We start from the raw sequence: 15,779 nt of genomic DNA, 5'->3' as shown, positions 1-15,779 counted from the left end.
CTGTAACCCGAAACGTATTTAATGCGTCATTAAGTTCAATGCCTACGAATATTATCCAAACTGAGGAAGACGGCCGGATATTCCTTCGCATAGAAGGACAGCTTTTGCTAGACGATGCGATCTTGCTTGAGAGGATCGTTGACGATATTCGTGCATCTTCAGATCGGCCTATCACGATCGACCTCGCAGATCTCGACCTGCTTGACAGCGACTCAGCCCCGACTCTTCTTCGACTCGAAATGAGAGAGTCTATTGACCTTCAGGGATTGGATATTTTCCTCCAAACGGCCATTGATACCGCCGAGCGTGCGGCGTGATCAGCTTTCTGCCTGACATTTTCCGAATAAAGATATAAATTGAAACGGATGAAAGTCCGTGATATTGCCAAACTGGTAAAGGGCAACTTGCTTGGAGACCCCGACATCGATGTTGAAAGCATTGCTGACTTCTTCTCCGCACAGAGCGGCCAGCTCGCCTTCTATGAAAAAGATGGTCCTTTGCCATCGACGAACGCTTCGTGCGTAGTGATCTCTGAGAAACATATAGATGCTCCTTTGTTCGATAACATCTCTTACATTCGTGTAAGGAATCCGAAGCTTGCCTTTGCGATCATTGGTGGGTGGCTAAATTCCGAAAAACATCGGGATCCTAAGATACATCCTTCGTCTGTTATCTCGCCAACTGCGTACCTCGGCGAACTTGTTTCTATTGGGCCCTTTTGCGTGGTCGGCGATAGTGCACGTCTCGGGAACAACACCATTCTTCATGCAGGCGTTAAGGTCGGCGATAACGTCTCTATCGGTGAAAGCTGTATCTTTCATCCCAACGTGTCCATCGAAGATGGGTGTACGATCGGAGATAATGTGATCCTGCATGCCGGTGTTGTCATAGGAGCAATGTTCGAGCCAGCTAGGAACCAGGTGCCGTCTCCCTTATTAGTCGCTTCATAGGTCGTGCCGTTGACGGTGATAAACACCCTAGCAGCGGGATCGTCTACCGTTCCGGTTAAATCCGGCGTATTGTCGGCTGTGATGCGGGGATTGACCGTTACAATTGGTGGAGTTGTGTCTGCACCAGGGATCGATGTGGTGTCAGTAGCCGTATTCGGGCCGGGATTGGTGGTGATATCGGTCAAACCTTCGGGCGGAGACACAGTCACCGTAGTCAAAATGATGTTGCCCGGTGAGCCAGAGACCGTTAAGCCTGTCACCGTATAGGTAACACTCGTACCTGCTGCTAAATTCACCTTTGCATTCAGATTCCCGCTACCCGTTTGATCTGCCGTAGTCGGGAACGAAACACCTGACGCATTGGCGGCTGACCAGTTGGGCGTACCGCTGAGATTCGAGTTTGTAAAGCTGCTGCGGACCGAGACGCCCCTGACATTGTAGCCGCTAGTGTTGGTGACGGTAATGGTATAGGTAATGGCATCTCCCGTTGTGGCGGTGGTTCGCGAGTCGGTGATGCTGACACTCAAATCGACATCGGGTGATAGGATCGGCAGTGTGGCAAAATCACTAATGTCAGTGCCTACGGCGGCGACTAGAGTTGTACTAGCATCGCTGGTGTTGATCCGAATTAGATTTTTGCTGCTGCTGCCATAGAGATTGCCATCGGGTCCAAACGCTAAGCCCGGTGAAGAGCTTACCATCGTGCCAACGAGCGTTGCGGCTGAAGGGGTTGCTCCCGTGAAGGTGACTTTGTAGAGACCTGATGTTTCGGATCCGGTAATATACAGAATATCTGGGTTGGCTGGATCAAAGGCCATGTCTCCACTATTGCCAGCCGGCAGACCGCTGATCGTCGCAACCAAGCTGGCCGTTCCTACCGCAGCGGAATTACCCGCGCCTAGATTAGTGCCGGTGCTAATCGTGTAAAGCTGATTGCCCCTCAAAACGTAAAGTTGCCCATTGTTCCGAAACGCCATCCGCGCCGTACCTTGCAGCGTTGCGCCTGCAATGGCTCCCAGATCAACCGCATCCCCCGTAATCGGATCCCAGCTTCCTAAGCGGTTAGAACTGCTGGATACATAGTAGATTAACTGGTTGGGTGAAAGTGGATCTCTGGCAATGGCGAATGTATTAAACGCCAATGTGTTAGGAATGACATTTCCTGTGGTCAAGCTCGTAGGCGTGACGGTGCCGCCCGTTTCGATACTAGTGAAGAAGATTTTGCCGTTATTGATCGTGTAGAGCAGGTTAGGAATGGCATCGGGTGCCAGCGTATACGCATAGGTATCCCTTGCTGCGTTGCTGAAGATAGCCCCGGACTTGACATGACCGATTTGGACTTCAAACTCCCAGTTGCCGCCCAGAGCTGCACTACCCGTCAGTTGGGTAGACGCGGCTACCGCTGCTCCGGTGAGCTGACTCAATTGCCGTACCAGGGTTCTTCCCACTGACTGGGCGGCTACCCTACAGCCATAGAGCAGAATCTCTGCATCGGCAGTCAGGTGATTGCTCCAGGTTTGCAAAAGTTGGGCATAGCGACGGATCGTCTGTCCATTCAAACAGGCTGAACCTAGATATACGGCCCCTGCTTCCCCATGCGAAACAAGATGAATACTTTCGATCTGCCCTCGTTGGCGAATGGCGTGCGTGATTTGCTCAATGCCATCCTGGTTGCGGTCTAATACAATTGCTGCGGTATCATGTTCCAGGCCGCTGATTAAATGCTGGTAAGCCTGAACCGTTGGATCAATAAAAACTAAGGTAGAAGCTTTGAAAGAAGACATGGTTATATCACCTGATTCGAAAAATGGGATCATCGTAGACACACCCAAACAAAGACAGCGCAATTGCCAGTGCAAGCAACCACAGCCGCAAAATGCCAAGGCTACAAGTCACCCCAACGGATATTCCTTGCCAGAAAAGCTTCTGATTGCCTACTGATCTAGGTTTCCAAATTCAGGCATAAAAAATAACAGCTTCGTTAAAAAGAATTGGTTGTAAATCAACTGTCAGTTATAGAAACCGTGTTATTTCAGAACTAAATGGAAATTGAAAATGTAAAATCTCCGTAGTTTCACGACATCAATTTGTGCCTTTATCTCATTCTTGAGATCGGTCGGCTTCAAGCCAGGAAGCTTCATTTACGATGAATTTCGAGTTACAGCCTTTTTTCAGGCTAGTGAAGTACGAAAAACGGAGTACAAGGGCAGTGCCTCTACGTGGGGACGAAGCCCCCAAACCTCCCTATCCTTCACATGAGTGAAAAACGCTGTAATGCAGCAAATCGCTCGGAAGGTTGTTCAACTCTTTCTATCCTGCGGAAGACGTGGGATTGGTGGCTTTGGTTTAGGCTACTGAAATTGTAGGGTTGGTGAAATCAAATTCTATGGGCTAGGGTTGCTTGCGTTGTCAGCGAAAGAGCCTCAGCGGAAGAGCCTAGTTCAATCGGTTCAATTCCAATTCACACATGCAATACAGAAATTAACTTACTTGGCATCTTTTGAATAATCAGGATGCGATTCATTCACTACAATCCATTTGAAGGTAAAATTATGGCAATTAATCTATCTCGTTGGTTCAAATCGGCTGCTAAACTGTTGACCCTGCTGTGCCTGAGCGTAGTCATACTTCTGAGTTTGGCTCCTACTGCTGTCTCGGCCATACCTGAGCGTTCTGAAAGCCCCGCTGCAGTACCAGGAATTACAGAGCCAGTTGCAGGCCAGAACATTGAGGAGCTAAAGGCACAACGGCGTGAATGGCAGAGCAGAGCTTCATCTATACATGAGCAGAACGACAAACCGCAATCTTTGGGTGAAGCAGTGAACGAGAAGCTTAACTTAGATGAACTCACCGAAGGGTACGATCCTGAACGGGAAACTCAAAAGGCATACGAACGCGATCCGTTAGGCTCTCGTTAATCGGCTAATAATCCTGTCTATACATAGAACTCAGTCTAGGCCCTCAATCTTAAGGAGGGTCTTTTTGATTACCATAGCACGCATAGAAGCAGGTGTCTGATCGATTGCTCCATTCTCGATTAAGCTAAGGGCTAGAAGCTGCGTTGGTTGCGACAGCGCAAGCGACCAATCGTCAAAAAATGTGTAGAGATTAGAGATGAAGCAGGCAGATCAAGGACAATCGTCAAAAAATGTGTAGAGATTAGAGATGAAGCAGGCAGATCAAGGACAATAGACTCACAAGCGCTGTCTTGGATTGAGTTCTGCCCTGAGTTCTACATTGAGTTCTACATTGAGTTCTACATTGAGTTCTACGACATGAGGGGAAAGCTATGGAACTCCAGTCAGTGGCCCTCACGCTTCCTGCCGAGTGTAACCTGATTTTAGGTCAAACCCACTTTATTAAAACCATTGAAGACCTATACGAGATCATGGTCGGCACGTCGGCTTATGTCAAATTTGGCATTGCGTTTTGTGAGGCATCCGGCCCCTGTTTGATTCGAGTCGTGGGCAACGAGCCGAGTCTGCAAGAGGCTGCTATTCAGAATGCGAAAGCGATTGCGGCGGGGCACAGTTTTGTTATTCTTCTAAAAGAAGCGTATCCGATTAATTTCCTCAACGCGATCAAGCAATGTCCGGAAGTATGTACGATCTATTGCGCCACGGCCAATCCGGTTGAAGTGATTGTTGCCGAGACGGCTCAAGGCAGGGGCATTCTTGTGGTCTTTGTGTTGCTTTTCTAGGATGTTCGTCCTCGTCTGTTAATGAGAATGCAGCCATTAGCTCCAATGTGAATGCAAATGCTTCACAGAACGTAATGGTAAATGTGCCCAACGTGGATTGGAATGCGAACGCTGCAAATGGGGCCAACGCGAACGGTTCTGATACCCGAGCGGTCACGGATCCGACAATGGGAAACGGTAAGCGAGTTTCGCCGACGAATATGACGGCTCCTGAAGACTCAGAATACAGGTCTGAGCTTACCGATGTAGCTCGAGAGATCCGCACATTCAAAAACCATCCTCAGCTTCTAAAGGTTGAGAAAATAATCGAACCCAAGAAACAGACCGTCAAAGTATATCTTAGGGATGGGCGAGTGCTTCCGGCCGATCCTGATAAGATCCGGTCGGTTCGTTATGATGCGGCAGTGACATTTCTTGACGCGGCCGGTCTTGGACCGAAAAAGATGCCGGCTCCGGCGGTGAACCCGGAGAAAGAGGCTGCCAAAGAAGAAGCAATGAAAGGAAAGCCTTAAGACAGGATCAGTTAGATGGATAAGTTTGCGATCATATGTCCATGTTGTGAAGCATCGATCTCCGTTGATGCGCAGACCGGTGCAATTGTGTCATTTGAAGAGAAGAAGCAGGCACTCGGCTCATTTGAGGAACTGCAGTCAGAACTAAAAAAACAATCTGAACTGCGCGATCAGCTTTTTGCCCAAGAGATGTCGTCGATGAAAGACCGCGAACGCCTGCTTGAAGAAAAGTTTCAGGAAGCTTTGAAAAAGGCCGGTTCTTCCAAAGATGAACCGTTTCGCAATCCGCTCGACCTCGATTGATAGTAAACTTACTTTTCCCGGAAGATCTGAAATGAGACCAGCTCAGGAAGCGTCCGATCCCGATCCGGCATCGAGGATCATAGTTGCACTCGATGTTGAAAGCGGTGAAGAAGCATTCGACATAATCGATGACTGTCGAAGCTTTGGCGTGGCCTTTAAGGTCGGACTTCAATTGTTTACTAACAGCGGGCCAGCTTTTGTTTCACGTTTGGTAGAGACAGGCTGCCGCGTTTTTCTTGACCTGAAATTCCACGATATTCCAAATACAGTCGCAAAGGCATCAGTTGAGGCGGCGCGACTTGGGGTTTGGATGTTCAACCTGCACGCAAGCGGCGGCATCGAAATGATGAGGCGTTCATTAGATGAGGTGAACGAAGCGGTCGAACGTGAGAAGCTCACCAGACCGAATATTATCGCTGTAACGGTACTCACCAGCTCCGATGCCGATGACCTTAAAGAGATCGGGATCGAAACGCCCGTCAAAGATCAGGTCGTCAGGCTCTCCCGAATGGCGAAAGAAGCGGGCCTTGACGGGGTTGTTGCATCGGCGCGTGAATCGGTTATCATACGGCAGACGATCGATGATCCGTTCTTGATCGTTGCTCCGGGTATTCGCCCCGGAACGGGAACAATTGACGATCAAAAGCGTGTAACTACTCCGGTTGATGCGCTTGCCGCCGGAGCCGATCACGTAGTTATAGGTCGGCCGATAACCGCTTCCGCGGATAGGGCGAAGGCATTGGAGCACATAATAGACAGCATCAAAAGACCTCTTTAATGAAGCGATTCCTAACTTTCCTCAGCTTACAAAGCAAAGTGATCGGCCTCCGGCTAATGATCGGGACGGCTGGGTCGCTTTTAATGCTTTCGTTTGGGATTCTCTCAGTTTTCGCACAAAGAGAGTTGCCGACAACTCCTTTCCGGATCGGCGAGCGTGTAACGTACAACATTTCAACTGAGCGTTATGAGAATGCGGGGTTTGCTGAGATAAACGTAGTTTCGCGTGGCCGCTTGAACGGCCGTGATGCCGTTGAACTTAACGGACGCTTCAGGACCACGGGACTTTATAGCGCTCAGAACCTGATCGATGAAGCATTTGTTTCGTTCGTTGCTGCCGAAAGCGGTCAGCCGTTGTACATCAAGCGTTCTACACTGTCATCAGGACTTCCCATTGATACCGTAGGGAATTACCTTTCAGACCCTGCTTCTGGTTTCGACGTTCTTTCCCTCATCTATCACATTCGTAGTACGGGAAATAGCGGGGCGACGACGCTTGTTGACGGTACGCGAAGTTTTTCCGTGAGTTTTCAGCAGACTGGCACCGAGACCGTATCTACACGGGCGGGTGAGTTCGTAACATCGATCGTAGAGGTGCAGAGCCAGTATTTTCAGGAGTTTGGAATTCGATCTGTCAGGATAAATTTCGACGAGACCGGCAGTCGGGTCCCGGTAAAGATAAGTGTGAGAACCGTCAGCGACGAATTTAGGGCGGCTGCGTCGAGCATTCAGGTGCTTGCTCCTTCCCCTGACCCGCTTCCAACGCCAACTCCAGTGCAAACTCCTGTTCCGACGCCAACCCCCGTCCCGACACCGACTCCGGATAGATATGTGAACGACCAACCTTTATCACAAGATCTTCCGTTCGTACTCGGTGAAAAACTAGAATATCGTTTGATGAGCGGACCGCAGGTGGTAGGTCGGATCGAGGTCCATGCCCGCGAACGCCGCCGTTTCAACAACTCCGACACACTTTTGCTTACAGCGAATGTTACGATGGCGATGCCCGGTGCTCCTGTAGCGGTCAATGATCGAATTTCGGCACGAGTCGATCCGGTAACGCTTTTCCCGCTTACGTTTGAATCAGTCTTTACGGGAGCTCTTTCAAGCTTTAGCCAATCTGCGGTCTTTGACACGGGAGCCAGCAAGGTAACAGCCGGCGGCACACAGGTAGAAGTCCCGGTCGGGACCCACAGCATCCTTTCCCTGCTTTACGCTGCAAGGTCGTTCAAGCTTTCGCCAAGTACCGACCCGACGGACCCGGTTAATGATACGCGTGTTGCAGTCTTTTGGAGCGGACGCCCGCTTATCTTTGTATTACGGCCGTCCGAGGTGGAGATCGCATTGGGTGACGGGACAAAAGTCCCAGCCTATCAGGCGAATATCACTACAGGCGACCCGACGCTAGATCAGCTTCAGCCGAAATTATGGATCAGCCGGGACGCTCGCCGATTGCCGCTTCGGCTCCAACTCGGACAGTATATTCTCGAATTTGAGCGCACATCTGTAGTTATCCCTCGTTAGTTTCCGCAAAAGAAGGCCCGAGCAGCGAGCCCGGGCCTTACAGCATTTTCAATAATGTCAAACAGATCACTTAAGCTTCATCCCAAGTTCCTTGACAAGGAATCCGAAGATGTCGGTTTGTTCCTCGATTTGTTTCGAGATGGGCTTGCCTGCACCGTGGCCCGCCTTTGTTTCGATCCGGATCAAGATCGGCTTATCGCCACCCTGAGCTTCTTGCAACGCCGCGGCATATTTGAAGCTATGTGCCGGAAAAACACGATCGTCCGTGTCGGCAGTTGTTACCAACGTTGCCGGATATTTTACTCCCTGCTTTATGTTGTGCAGCGGTGAGTATGCATAAAGTGCCTTGAATTCTTCGGGTTTCTTTGGGTCGCCGTAGTCGGATTTCCAAAAAGCGCCTACAGTGAATTCAGTGAATCTAACCATATCCATAACACCGACGGCGGGTAGGGCAGCACCGAATAGGTCTGGCCGTTGATTGAGCACTGCGCCTACAAGCAACCCGCCGTTTGAACCGCCTTGAATGGCGAGTTTTGGCGTGCTGGTATATTTATTCGCGATCAAGAACTCGGCAGCCGCGATAAAATCATCGAACACGTTTTGCTCGAGGAGAGGTACGTGGTTGGCTCGAATCGCTTTTCACTTGAAGAAACTGACAACTTTAAGCGGTCTTTCAAAAAGCTCAGCAAGGTCCACAGATCTGCACTTATGGATGCAGTCGCAAATATTTTAGAAGAATTACTTGATCATCCCTATCCCTCCAATTCTCTTGAAGAGCCGCTACCGGGCAAGGTAAGACTACCTGAAGGTTGGACATTCCATAAAATTGCTTTCAGGATTGCTCAAGGGGCTTCTGGACAAATCAGGCTGATGTACTTATGTGAATGAAGAAACCAGGAGAATTAGACCTCTGTGGATTTACAGCCATGAGCAGTTTGAAGGTCGTCCTTCTGATAAAGACATAAGATCTGATAAAGACATAAGAAGTGTCATTCAAGAAGCATTAGATTTCTGAGGCAGCCATTAGAGCGACAGCACTCATGCCCACAGGCGGTAGGCTATTCTGCATGTCCTCGACGTTAGCCTGATGCTGTGTAGACTGCATGAATACTCAGGAATTGGATTACCCATCCCAGCAAATAAGGCCATCCGGGTAATCTGTTCCCTGTAATCTGTTCCCTGGCACCAATGGGCAGTACTGGACTCGAACCAGTGACATCCTGCTTGTAAGGCAGGCGCTCTACCAACTGAGCTAACCGCCCGAAGACGTGCATCATGCACGATTAACAATAGTAGCAGATAAATCGGACTTTGCCACCACTGGTTAGCAAAACCCAGCAATTCTCCAGGATGGCAATTCAACCGGTGTTCAACTAGTGTTGGATGAGAAGCTATCCAGACCATCTCCCTAGCCCATCTCTATCGAAGGTCGTCCCAAACCTTGCAGATCTCGAGAAGCGTGTGAAATAATAGGAGATTGTGTTTAATTGTCGCCAACTGAAATTTTTGAGCTATGGCTAAGGGCAACCGGATCATTATCACGCTAGAGTGCACTGAGTGCCGCACCAACCCGGACAAGCGTTCTCCTGGTGTATCGCGCTACACCACTACTAAGAACCGTCGGACAACGACCAATCGGTTAGAGCTGAAGAAGTTCTGCCCGCATTGCAATAAGCACACTGTCCACAAAGAGATTAAATAGCCCCAGGTAGCCTACGGCAATCTGGCCTACGGCAACAATCAAGCGAACTTGAAGAACTTCCATTAGGGATGAGCTTAAGTTGCGCCTGGTGGTTGTTAAACTGCGACCACTGACTACTTCGTAAAACTTGCTAATGTAGGATTCTAGGATCGAGATTCATGACTTACTTTCGTCGCCGCGTATCTCCAATTAAGCCTGGTGAACCGATTGACTACAAAGACGTTGATTTACTGCGTAAATTCATTACCGAACGTGGTAAGATTTTGCCTCGCCGGATTACTGGTCTAACGGCCAAGCAGCAGCGAGATCTGACCCAGGCCATCAAGCGTGCCCGAATTCTGGCCCTATTGCCCTTCATCAATCGCGAAGGCTAGTGCTGTAGGGTAGTGGGATAGGGCAAACTGCATCTATAACTCCTGCATAGCTCCCAAAGCTACTGAGTCAGCGAGATACTGAGATTAGCGCTGAATGATTGGCGCTCACTATTACCCCTAGCCCAACTGGCACACTTCCATGGAGAAGGGAACTTTAGTTGAATTTCGATTACAAGGCGACAGTGCAGCGGACAAGTCGCGTCAGCGTCGCCTAGCAGTCGTTGATCGACCAGAAGGTAAGAAGCACTGGGTTGTTCTGGATGAGCGAGGTCAGGCTCATACGCTGCATCCTCGACAGATCACCTACATGGTCACGGGCCAGACTTACAAGCCAACAGAGATTGCTCAGTTCTGGCAAGAAATTCAGCCCTACCTCGATCCAGCAAGTTTGGAAGTGGCTTGGGAAATCCTGATTGAAGAGGGCGAATCGGTTGACCCAGCAGCAATGGCATTATTGTTGTTCTCGGATCAACGGCCTGCGCTTTGCTATGCCGCCTATTATTTGCTGTCGGAGGATAGGCTGTATTTTAAGCAGAAAGGGGACCGGTATGAGCCGCGCCCAGCTGCACAGGTAGCAGAACTCAAGCACCAGTCCGATTTAGAAGCCCAGAGATTGTTGGAATGGCAGGGCTTTCTGACGCGGGTGCAACAAGCAATTCAAGGAGAACAGGTAGAATGGCAGTGTAGCGATCGCCCTCGTCTGGAAGCGCTGGAGAAATTTGCCGTTTTTGGGGATGAGGCCAATCATCGAGGACCTGCCCTAGAAACTCTCATTGCCCTAGGCCGACCGGAGACCGCTCAAGCCGCTTTTCAGCTTTTGGTGGATCTCCAACTCTGGAATCCTCATGAAAACGTGTTCTTGCGGCGCAGTCAGATTCCCACTCAGTTTTCTAGTAGGGTTGTAGACATGGCTCAACGCCGCCTGATTTCTCCGCCGCCCGATCCCGACTGCGAGCGTCTAGACCTGACCCATCTCAAGGTCTATACCGTTGATGACGAAAGCACTCGCGAAATTGACGATGGCCTGAGTATTGAATTCCTGCCAGACGGGCAGCAGCGGCTCTGGATTCACATTGCCGACCCAACTCGTTGGTTGTGTCCCGGCGATGAGCTGGATCTGGAAGCCCGGCGGCGCTGCACAACCCTATATTTGCCAACCGGCATGGTGCCGATGTTTCCGTCCGAACTGGCAACCGGGCCAATGAGTTTGAATCAGGGCAATGTGTGTACAGCCCTCAGCTTTGGTGTAATTCTGGATTCGGACGGAGCCGTAGCGGACTATCAAATTCGGGCCAGCTTGGTCAAGCCTACCTATCGCCTCACCTACAACGATGTCGATGAAATGCTGGAGTTGGGCATTGCCGCAGAGCCAGAGTTAGAGGCAATTGCCCAATCGGCACAGCGACGCTCAAGGTGGCGTCAATCTCAAGGCGCAATCAGTATCCACATGCCAGAATCCTCGATCAAAGTTGAGGAAGACGAAATCATCATCTCGGTTTTAGACGACTCGATGGCACGCACAATGGTCGCTGAAATGATGATTTTAGCCGGAGAAGTAGCCGGACGCTACGGCGAAGCCCATCAGTTGCCGTTGCCCTTCCGGGGCCAGTCTCAGCCCGAACTGCCTTCTGAAGAAGAGCTGTTGAAGCTGCAGCCCGGACCCGTGCGGGACTGTGCCATCCGTCGCTGCATGCCCCGCAGTGAAGTCAGCATTACGCCAAGCCGCCACGCGAGTTTGGGTCTAGATACCTATACTCAGGTGACGTCGCCAATCCGGCGCTATGCCGATCTGTTAGCCCATTTCCAGCTAAAGGCCCATCTGCGCGGCGAGCCACTGCCTTTCTCGGTAGAAGCGACCCAGGAGCTGATTCAGGCCGTCAGCAACCCCACTTACGAAGCGACACTTGTAGAGCGGCAAACCAACCGCTATTGGAGTCTAGAGTATTTACGCCGCCACTCTACCGAAGTTTGGCATGCTTTGATGTTGCGCTGGCTGAGAGAACACGAGAATCTGGGCTTGGTGTTGATAGAAGACTTGGGCTTAGAAATGGCGATGCGGTTTAGCCGCCCAGTCGAGTTGGGTGAGCGGATTGCGATCAAAGTGACCTATGTGGATCCGCGCCAGGACATTATTCAGTTCACAGAGTTGACTCGCTCGCTAGAGCAAGCTGCCCTTAACTGAACCATAGATTTTTAGAACCGTAGATCTTCTTTACAGCCATCCTTTCTTGAGTTTGAACGGGGTGTGGGGGTGGAACCCCCACACCCCCTTGTTCACCCGGGCTTGTCCTACAGACGTTTTAGAGATGGTTCCCTGGGATGGCTGTAAGGCCGGTCAGATCGCCTCCTCTCCCCGCACGGAAGACTGTGTGGGCTGCAAGCGGTGTGAAACGGCTTGTCCTACAGATTTTCTCAGCATCCGGGTGTATTTAGGCGCAGAAACAACCCGCAGCATGGGTCTGGCTTACTAAATGCTTGCATTTGCTTCTGCCTGCGTTTCTAGATACATCTAAGTCTAGTCTCTTTGGGGGAAAGACCCCCTTTTTTCATGGCCAATTGCGGTTCTATCAAGACTGGTGGCAATTGGTTCTGTTGCAAACGGTCCTATCGAGGTAGGCTACATGAGTTGTACTATGGTGCTGCTACAGCAGTAGTGTTAAGCTTCAAACCCTCATGAGTCTTGATTTTTGGACAAAAACCAGTGGAACCTGGATCAACGTTGCTACCGTTTTGCTGGGAACCGGGCTGGGATTAGTACTGCGGGGACGCCTGCCCCTGAAGATGCAGCAGATTATTACCCAAGGCTTGGGGCTGATCACGCTATTCGTGGGACTGAGTATGGCCGGTAGCGTCAACACGGTTGAAAGCCGCATTGATGGGGTCATTCTGGCGCTGCTGGCAATTGTTTTGGGTGGGCTGTTGGGCGAATGGTGGCGCTTGGAAGAGCGATTAGAAGCGCTAGGTAATTGGCTGAAACGTCGATTTAAGGGCAAGGGCAGTTTTACCGAAGGCTTTATGGCCGCCAGCCTGCTGTTTTGCGTCGGGCCAATGACTTTGATTGGCAGCCTCAATAATGGCTTAACTGGCGATAACACGCTGCTGTTGCTAAAAGCCGTGATGGATGGATTGGCGGCGATTGCACTCACGAGTAGTTTCGGGATTGGGGTCGGCTTCTCGATTTTAGTAGTGCTGCTGTATCAGGGCGGAGTTTCCTTGGCGGCAGGACTGCTAGCCCAAAATCTGGCGGATCCGGCATCTTCACCGGCTGTTCTATTGATCACTGGCGTGGGTGGGTTAATGATTCTAGGATTGGGCCTGAACCTGCTGGAAGTAGCACGAGTGCGAGTCGCCTCCTTTCTACCCGCCCTGCTCCTTGCTCCACTCCTTGCTTGGCTGACGAGCCGCGTCGGATAAATCCTTAAGACTTTCTGCAAACCGCGTTAACCCAAGATTTGAGCCAGATCACAGACGATTTAATCCCATAGGAACAGGTACAATTTCATAGCGAAGCAAACCAGCGCTAGAAGGAGCCAGCTCGATGTCTATGTCTTCTGCTGCCCCGATCCGGGTGTTGATTGTTGAAGATGACCCGATGATGCAGCTCGGCTTAGAGCAGTCCCTGTCGAGCGCGACAGATATCACCGTGATTGGACAAGCAGATGATGGTTACACTGCCGTAGAGGCGGCCCAAACGCTGCAGCCCGACGTAATTGTGATGGACATTGGCCTACCCCGTCAGGATGGAATTGAAGCCACTCAGCAAATTAAGGCCAAGCAGCCCGATGTGCGAGTCGTCGTGCTGACGTCCCACACGACCGAGAATGAAGTGATTGCTGCCCTCTCCAGCGGTGCCGATGCTTACTGCGTAAAAGGAACCAGCGTGGATCGCCTACTGACGGCTATTCATGCAGCCTACGAAGGAGCCAGCTATCTGGATCCACAGGTAGCTCGAAAGGTGATGGACCACCTTAAACCTACAGCCACTGCTGAGGCAAACGTGGTTGGTCAACTTTCGCAGCGAGAATTAGAGGTCTTGAAACTGATGGTGGAAGGGTTAAGCAATCCCGAGATTGCGGCGGCACTCTACCTCAGTCCCAACACAGTCAAAACCCATGTGCGCGGCATCATGAACAAACTGGCCGTGGATGATCGGGTGCAGGCAGCGGTAGTAGCACTGCGAGCCGGCTTGGTGTAACGCGCTTTAGCTAATTCTCCGACCTGTCAACCATTAAGTTTTATGAAACGGCGCTCATCTCTGCAAATAGCAATTTCTTGCAGCTTTTGCTAGCGTCAACGCTATTGGTAGAGGTTGTCTTTTCTCCTTAGAGAGAAAGTGGCCGGTCTGTAGAGGCCAATAATGCTAGTTTTAACAATATTTCGGCAGATTTAGTTGCTCAACTAAACAGACAAACTCCCTGCCAACTGACTACAATTTATTATTATCTGGCAGCAAGCAATCTGCTCTAGATTCAGGTGTCGCTCAGCTTGTTTCAATGAATTCGCGTTGTCGGCTTCATCGCTGCTGAGCTGTTTCCCTGCTTAGGCTAGAGCAGACAATTCCACTAGGCTAAGGTTATTGATCGAGGTGGCCTACTGACCAGATCCAGTCCTTTTGCAAGTTGCCTTGCCTCGATCCATGCTGGTGCATCGCTCTAGTTCCTAGACGCGCATCAGGGGCAAAAGCCCTTTGCAGCCCGACTCGTTTGAGTACTCGCCTACATAGCGGATGAGATCATAGCAATCTCATGCCCTTTCAAGGCTCGGAGCAACGTAGATTACGGTATTAGAGGTGAGTGACCCTAGTTGTCGGGTCTATAGAAGAGAAGTGATATCAGGAAAACTGCCAGTGTTGATCTATATACTGGGTTAGATGAGCGATTATGACTACTTTTGACGATATTTATCAGTTTTTTCGCAATCCGCCCCCGTTTTACCTAAATAAGGAATTGGCAGTTTGCTATGTCCTTGCCGTGCTGTTGCGTAAAGATTCCTACGGTACAGAGTTGATCAACTTATTAGAGCAAGAGTACCCCAACTACCGCTTATCGGATACGGTTCTCTACAGTGCTCTCAAATTTTTGGAAGACGCAAACGCGATCACGGGCTACTGGAAGAAAGTCGAGGGCCGGGGGCGGCCACGTCGAATGTATCAAATCTGCCCAGATTGGCATCAGCAAGCTGAAGAATTGGCGCAGTTGTGGCAGGGATATGTGGGTCGCCCAGTGCCAGCAACCCATCCCTGAAAGCAATCTCAGAGAGCAATCTCAGAGAGCAAGTTTCGAGCGATGAGGTCAGTTGTCGCTAGGATGGAAGTAGAAGACCTCTAGCCCTGCCTTGCCCGATGCAAACGTCTGTTTTGATTTCTACTGCTCTGTTGACAGTGCTTCTGTCAGTAGGTTTGTTTTTCTTTATTCGTGCCTCGGCCAAGGACCGGACTGAGGTGGCCAAACTGTTGGCTGAACAGCAGGGAGAACCGTTACTGGAGCGACTGCAGCAATACTTTTCCGGGCGGGCGTACCGGCTAATTTCGGTGGATGCTACAACTAATCAGGTCGTCTATGAGGGAACGGTGCGTCCCAGTCTATTCCTAGCCATATTCTTAAGCCTGTTGGCAGCGGTTGGCATCCTTTGTCTGGCCCTCGTGCTGTCGCTGTTGTTTCCCTCGGCGAGCCGGTTCCTACCCCTGCTGCTCCTGCTGGCTCCAGCGGCGGGCGTGTTTTATTGGCGCAGAGCGGGCCGTCCGGAAAAGGTGGCGCTACAGGTTGAATTTCTCAGCGAACAACCGTCTCCCCAGAGTCTTTTAACAGTCACAGCCCACCGGGACGAAGTGGCCGAACTGCGGCAATCACTGGGGTTGAAGTTGATGGAAGCTGATTAGAGAAGAGTGGTTAGAATTCATATTTCGTCCTTTCTGCTTGTGTAAAGCTGAGGCGCTGC

General features: G+C 50.6%; 19 protein-coding genes, 1 tRNA gene and 1 pseudogene. 17 read left to right on the top strand and 4 right to left on the bottom strand.

Annotated elements, in window-relative coordinates:
- Window positions 1–38: 38 nt before the first annotated feature.
- Window positions 39–317 (top strand): hypothetical protein, encoded by a 279-nt coding sequence (locus JVX88_RS13490; RefSeq protein WP_211627767.1) that lies wholly within the window; start codon window positions 39–41, stop codon window positions 315–317.
- 48 nt (window positions 318–365) lie between these two features.
- Entirely contained in the window at window positions 366–950 is a 585-nt protein-coding gene (locus JVX88_RS38340) for an LpxD N-terminal domain-containing protein (RefSeq protein ID WP_225931406.1), read from the top strand.
- Window positions 951–1,099: 149 nt separating this feature from the next.
- On the opposite strand, the pseudogene JVX88_RS13480 reads toward JVX88_RS38340, so the two are convergent.
- A pseudogene (locus tag JVX88_RS13480) lies at window positions 1,100–2,734 on the bottom strand (DUF4347 domain-containing protein); the annotation flags it as partial.
- 768 nt (window positions 2,735–3,502) lie between these two features.
- On the opposite strand from JVX88_RS13480, the gene JVX88_RS13475 reads away from it, so the two are divergent.
- From JVX88_RS13475 to JVX88_RS13450, 6 genes are all read left to right on the top strand, one after another.
- Window positions 3,503–3,868, top strand: coding sequence for a hypothetical protein (locus tag JVX88_RS13475; protein WP_211627765.1), 366 nt, complete (start codon window positions 3,503–3,505; stop codon window positions 3,866–3,868).
- 371 nt (window positions 3,869–4,239) lie between these two features.
- Entirely contained in the window at window positions 4,240–4,650 is a 411-nt protein-coding gene (locus JVX88_RS13470; RefSeq protein WP_211627764.1) for an adenosine-specific kinase, read from the top strand.
- Between the two features lie 47 nt (window positions 4,651–4,697).
- Entirely contained in the window at window positions 4,698–5,162 is a 465-nt protein-coding gene (locus JVX88_RS13465) for a hypothetical protein (protein WP_211627763.1), read from the top strand.
- Window positions 5,163–5,177: 15 nt separating this feature from the next.
- The gene (locus tag JVX88_RS13460) at window positions 5,178–5,465 is read left to right on the top strand and encodes a hypothetical protein (protein WP_211627762.1); all 288 of its coding nucleotides are present in this window, start codon (window positions 5,178–5,180) and stop codon (window positions 5,463–5,465) included.
- A gap of 31 nt (window positions 5,466–5,496) precedes the next feature.
- A complete protein-coding gene (pyrF, locus tag JVX88_RS13455; RefSeq protein WP_211627761.1) occupies window positions 5,497–6,243 on the top strand; it encodes an orotidine-5'-phosphate decarboxylase in 747 nt (248 codons plus the stop codon).
- On the top strand, window positions 6,243–7,766 hold the full coding sequence (locus tag JVX88_RS13450) for a DUF3108 domain-containing protein (RefSeq protein WP_211627760.1): 1,524 nt from the start codon (window positions 6,243–6,245) through the stop codon (window positions 7,764–7,766). The genes pyrF and JVX88_RS13450 overlap by 1 nt, the downstream gene beginning before the upstream one ends.
- Before the next feature lie 66 nt (window positions 7,767–7,832).
- Here the strand turns inward: JVX88_RS13450 and JVX88_RS13445 are convergent, their stop codons facing one another.
- Window positions 7,833–8,363, bottom strand: a complete 531-nt coding sequence (locus JVX88_RS13445; protein WP_317134631.1) for a prolyl oligopeptidase family serine peptidase — start codon at window positions 8,361–8,363, stop codon at window positions 7,833–7,835.
- A 21-nt stretch (window positions 8,364–8,384) separates the two neighbouring features.
- On the opposite strand from JVX88_RS13445, the gene JVX88_RS13440 reads away from it, so the two are divergent.
- On the top strand, window positions 8,385–8,654 hold the full coding sequence (locus JVX88_RS13440) for a hypothetical protein (RefSeq protein WP_211627759.1): 270 nt from the start codon (window positions 8,385–8,387) through the stop codon (window positions 8,652–8,654).
- Between the two features lie 301 nt (window positions 8,655–8,955).
- Here JVX88_RS13440 and JVX88_RS13435 read toward each other — a convergent pair.
- Window positions 8,956–9,028, bottom strand: a tRNA-Val gene (locus JVX88_RS13435).
- Between the two features lie 251 nt (window positions 9,029–9,279).
- Here JVX88_RS13435 and rpmG point away from each other — a divergent pair.
- The gene (gene rpmG / locus JVX88_RS13430; RefSeq protein WP_072009781.1) at window positions 9,280–9,468 is read left to right on the top strand and encodes a 50S ribosomal protein L33; all 189 of its coding nucleotides are present in this window, start codon (window positions 9,280–9,282) and stop codon (window positions 9,466–9,468) included.
- Here rpmG and JVX88_RS40625 read toward each other — a convergent pair.
- Complete coding sequence (locus tag JVX88_RS40625; RefSeq protein ID WP_263975706.1) at window positions 9,406–9,531, bottom strand: hypothetical protein; 126 nt, start codon at window positions 9,529–9,531, stop codon at window positions 9,406–9,408. The genes rpmG and JVX88_RS40625 overlap by 63 nt on opposite strands.
- A 95-nt stretch (window positions 9,532–9,626) precedes the next feature.
- On the opposite strand from JVX88_RS40625, the gene rpsR reads away from it, so the two are divergent.
- The 7 genes from rpsR (at window position 9,627) to JVX88_RS13395 (ending at window position 15,720) form a co-directional block, all read left to right on the top strand.
- The gene (gene rpsR, locus JVX88_RS13425; RefSeq protein WP_036006058.1) at window positions 9,627–9,842 is read left to right on the top strand and encodes a 30S ribosomal protein S18; all 216 of its coding nucleotides are present in this window, start codon (window positions 9,627–9,629) and stop codon (window positions 9,840–9,842) included.
- 139 nt (window positions 9,843–9,981) lie between these two features.
- Window positions 9,982–12,024, top strand: coding sequence for a ribonuclease catalytic domain-containing protein (locus JVX88_RS13420; RefSeq protein WP_211627758.1), 2,043 nt, complete (start codon window positions 9,982–9,984; stop codon window positions 12,022–12,024).
- Between the two features lie 46 nt (window positions 12,025–12,070).
- Window positions 12,071–12,313 (top strand): photosystem I iron-sulfur center protein PsaC, encoded by a 243-nt coding sequence (gene psaC, locus JVX88_RS13415; RefSeq protein WP_211627757.1) that lies wholly within the window; start codon window positions 12,071–12,073, stop codon window positions 12,311–12,313.
- Between the two features lie 202 nt (window positions 12,314–12,515).
- Complete coding sequence (locus JVX88_RS13410) at window positions 12,516–13,256, top strand: DUF554 domain-containing protein (protein WP_211627756.1); 741 nt, start codon at window positions 12,516–12,518, stop codon at window positions 13,254–13,256.
- Between the two features lie 124 nt (window positions 13,257–13,380).
- Window positions 13,381–14,037 carry a response regulator gene (locus tag JVX88_RS13405; protein ID WP_211627755.1) on the top strand — a complete coding sequence of 219 codons (657 nt, stop codon included), beginning with the start codon at window positions 13,381–13,383 and terminating at the stop codon, window positions 14,035–14,037.
- Window positions 14,038–14,722: 685 nt separating this feature from the next.
- Window positions 14,723–15,085, top strand: coding sequence for a PadR family transcriptional regulator (locus JVX88_RS13400; RefSeq protein ID WP_036005564.1), 363 nt, complete (start codon window positions 14,723–14,725; stop codon window positions 15,083–15,085).
- A 98-nt stretch (window positions 15,086–15,183) separates the two neighbouring features.
- Window positions 15,184–15,720, top strand: coding sequence for a cofactor assembly of complex C subunit B (locus JVX88_RS13395; RefSeq protein ID WP_211627754.1), 537 nt, complete (start codon window positions 15,184–15,186; stop codon window positions 15,718–15,720).
- Window positions 15,721–15,779 lie beyond the last annotated feature (59 nt).

It is taken from the genome of Leptolyngbya sp. 7M (assembly GCF_018128485.1).
The sequence above is the reverse complement of the archived record's forward strand: the minus strand, read 5'-3'. Positions and strand labels throughout refer to the sequence as shown.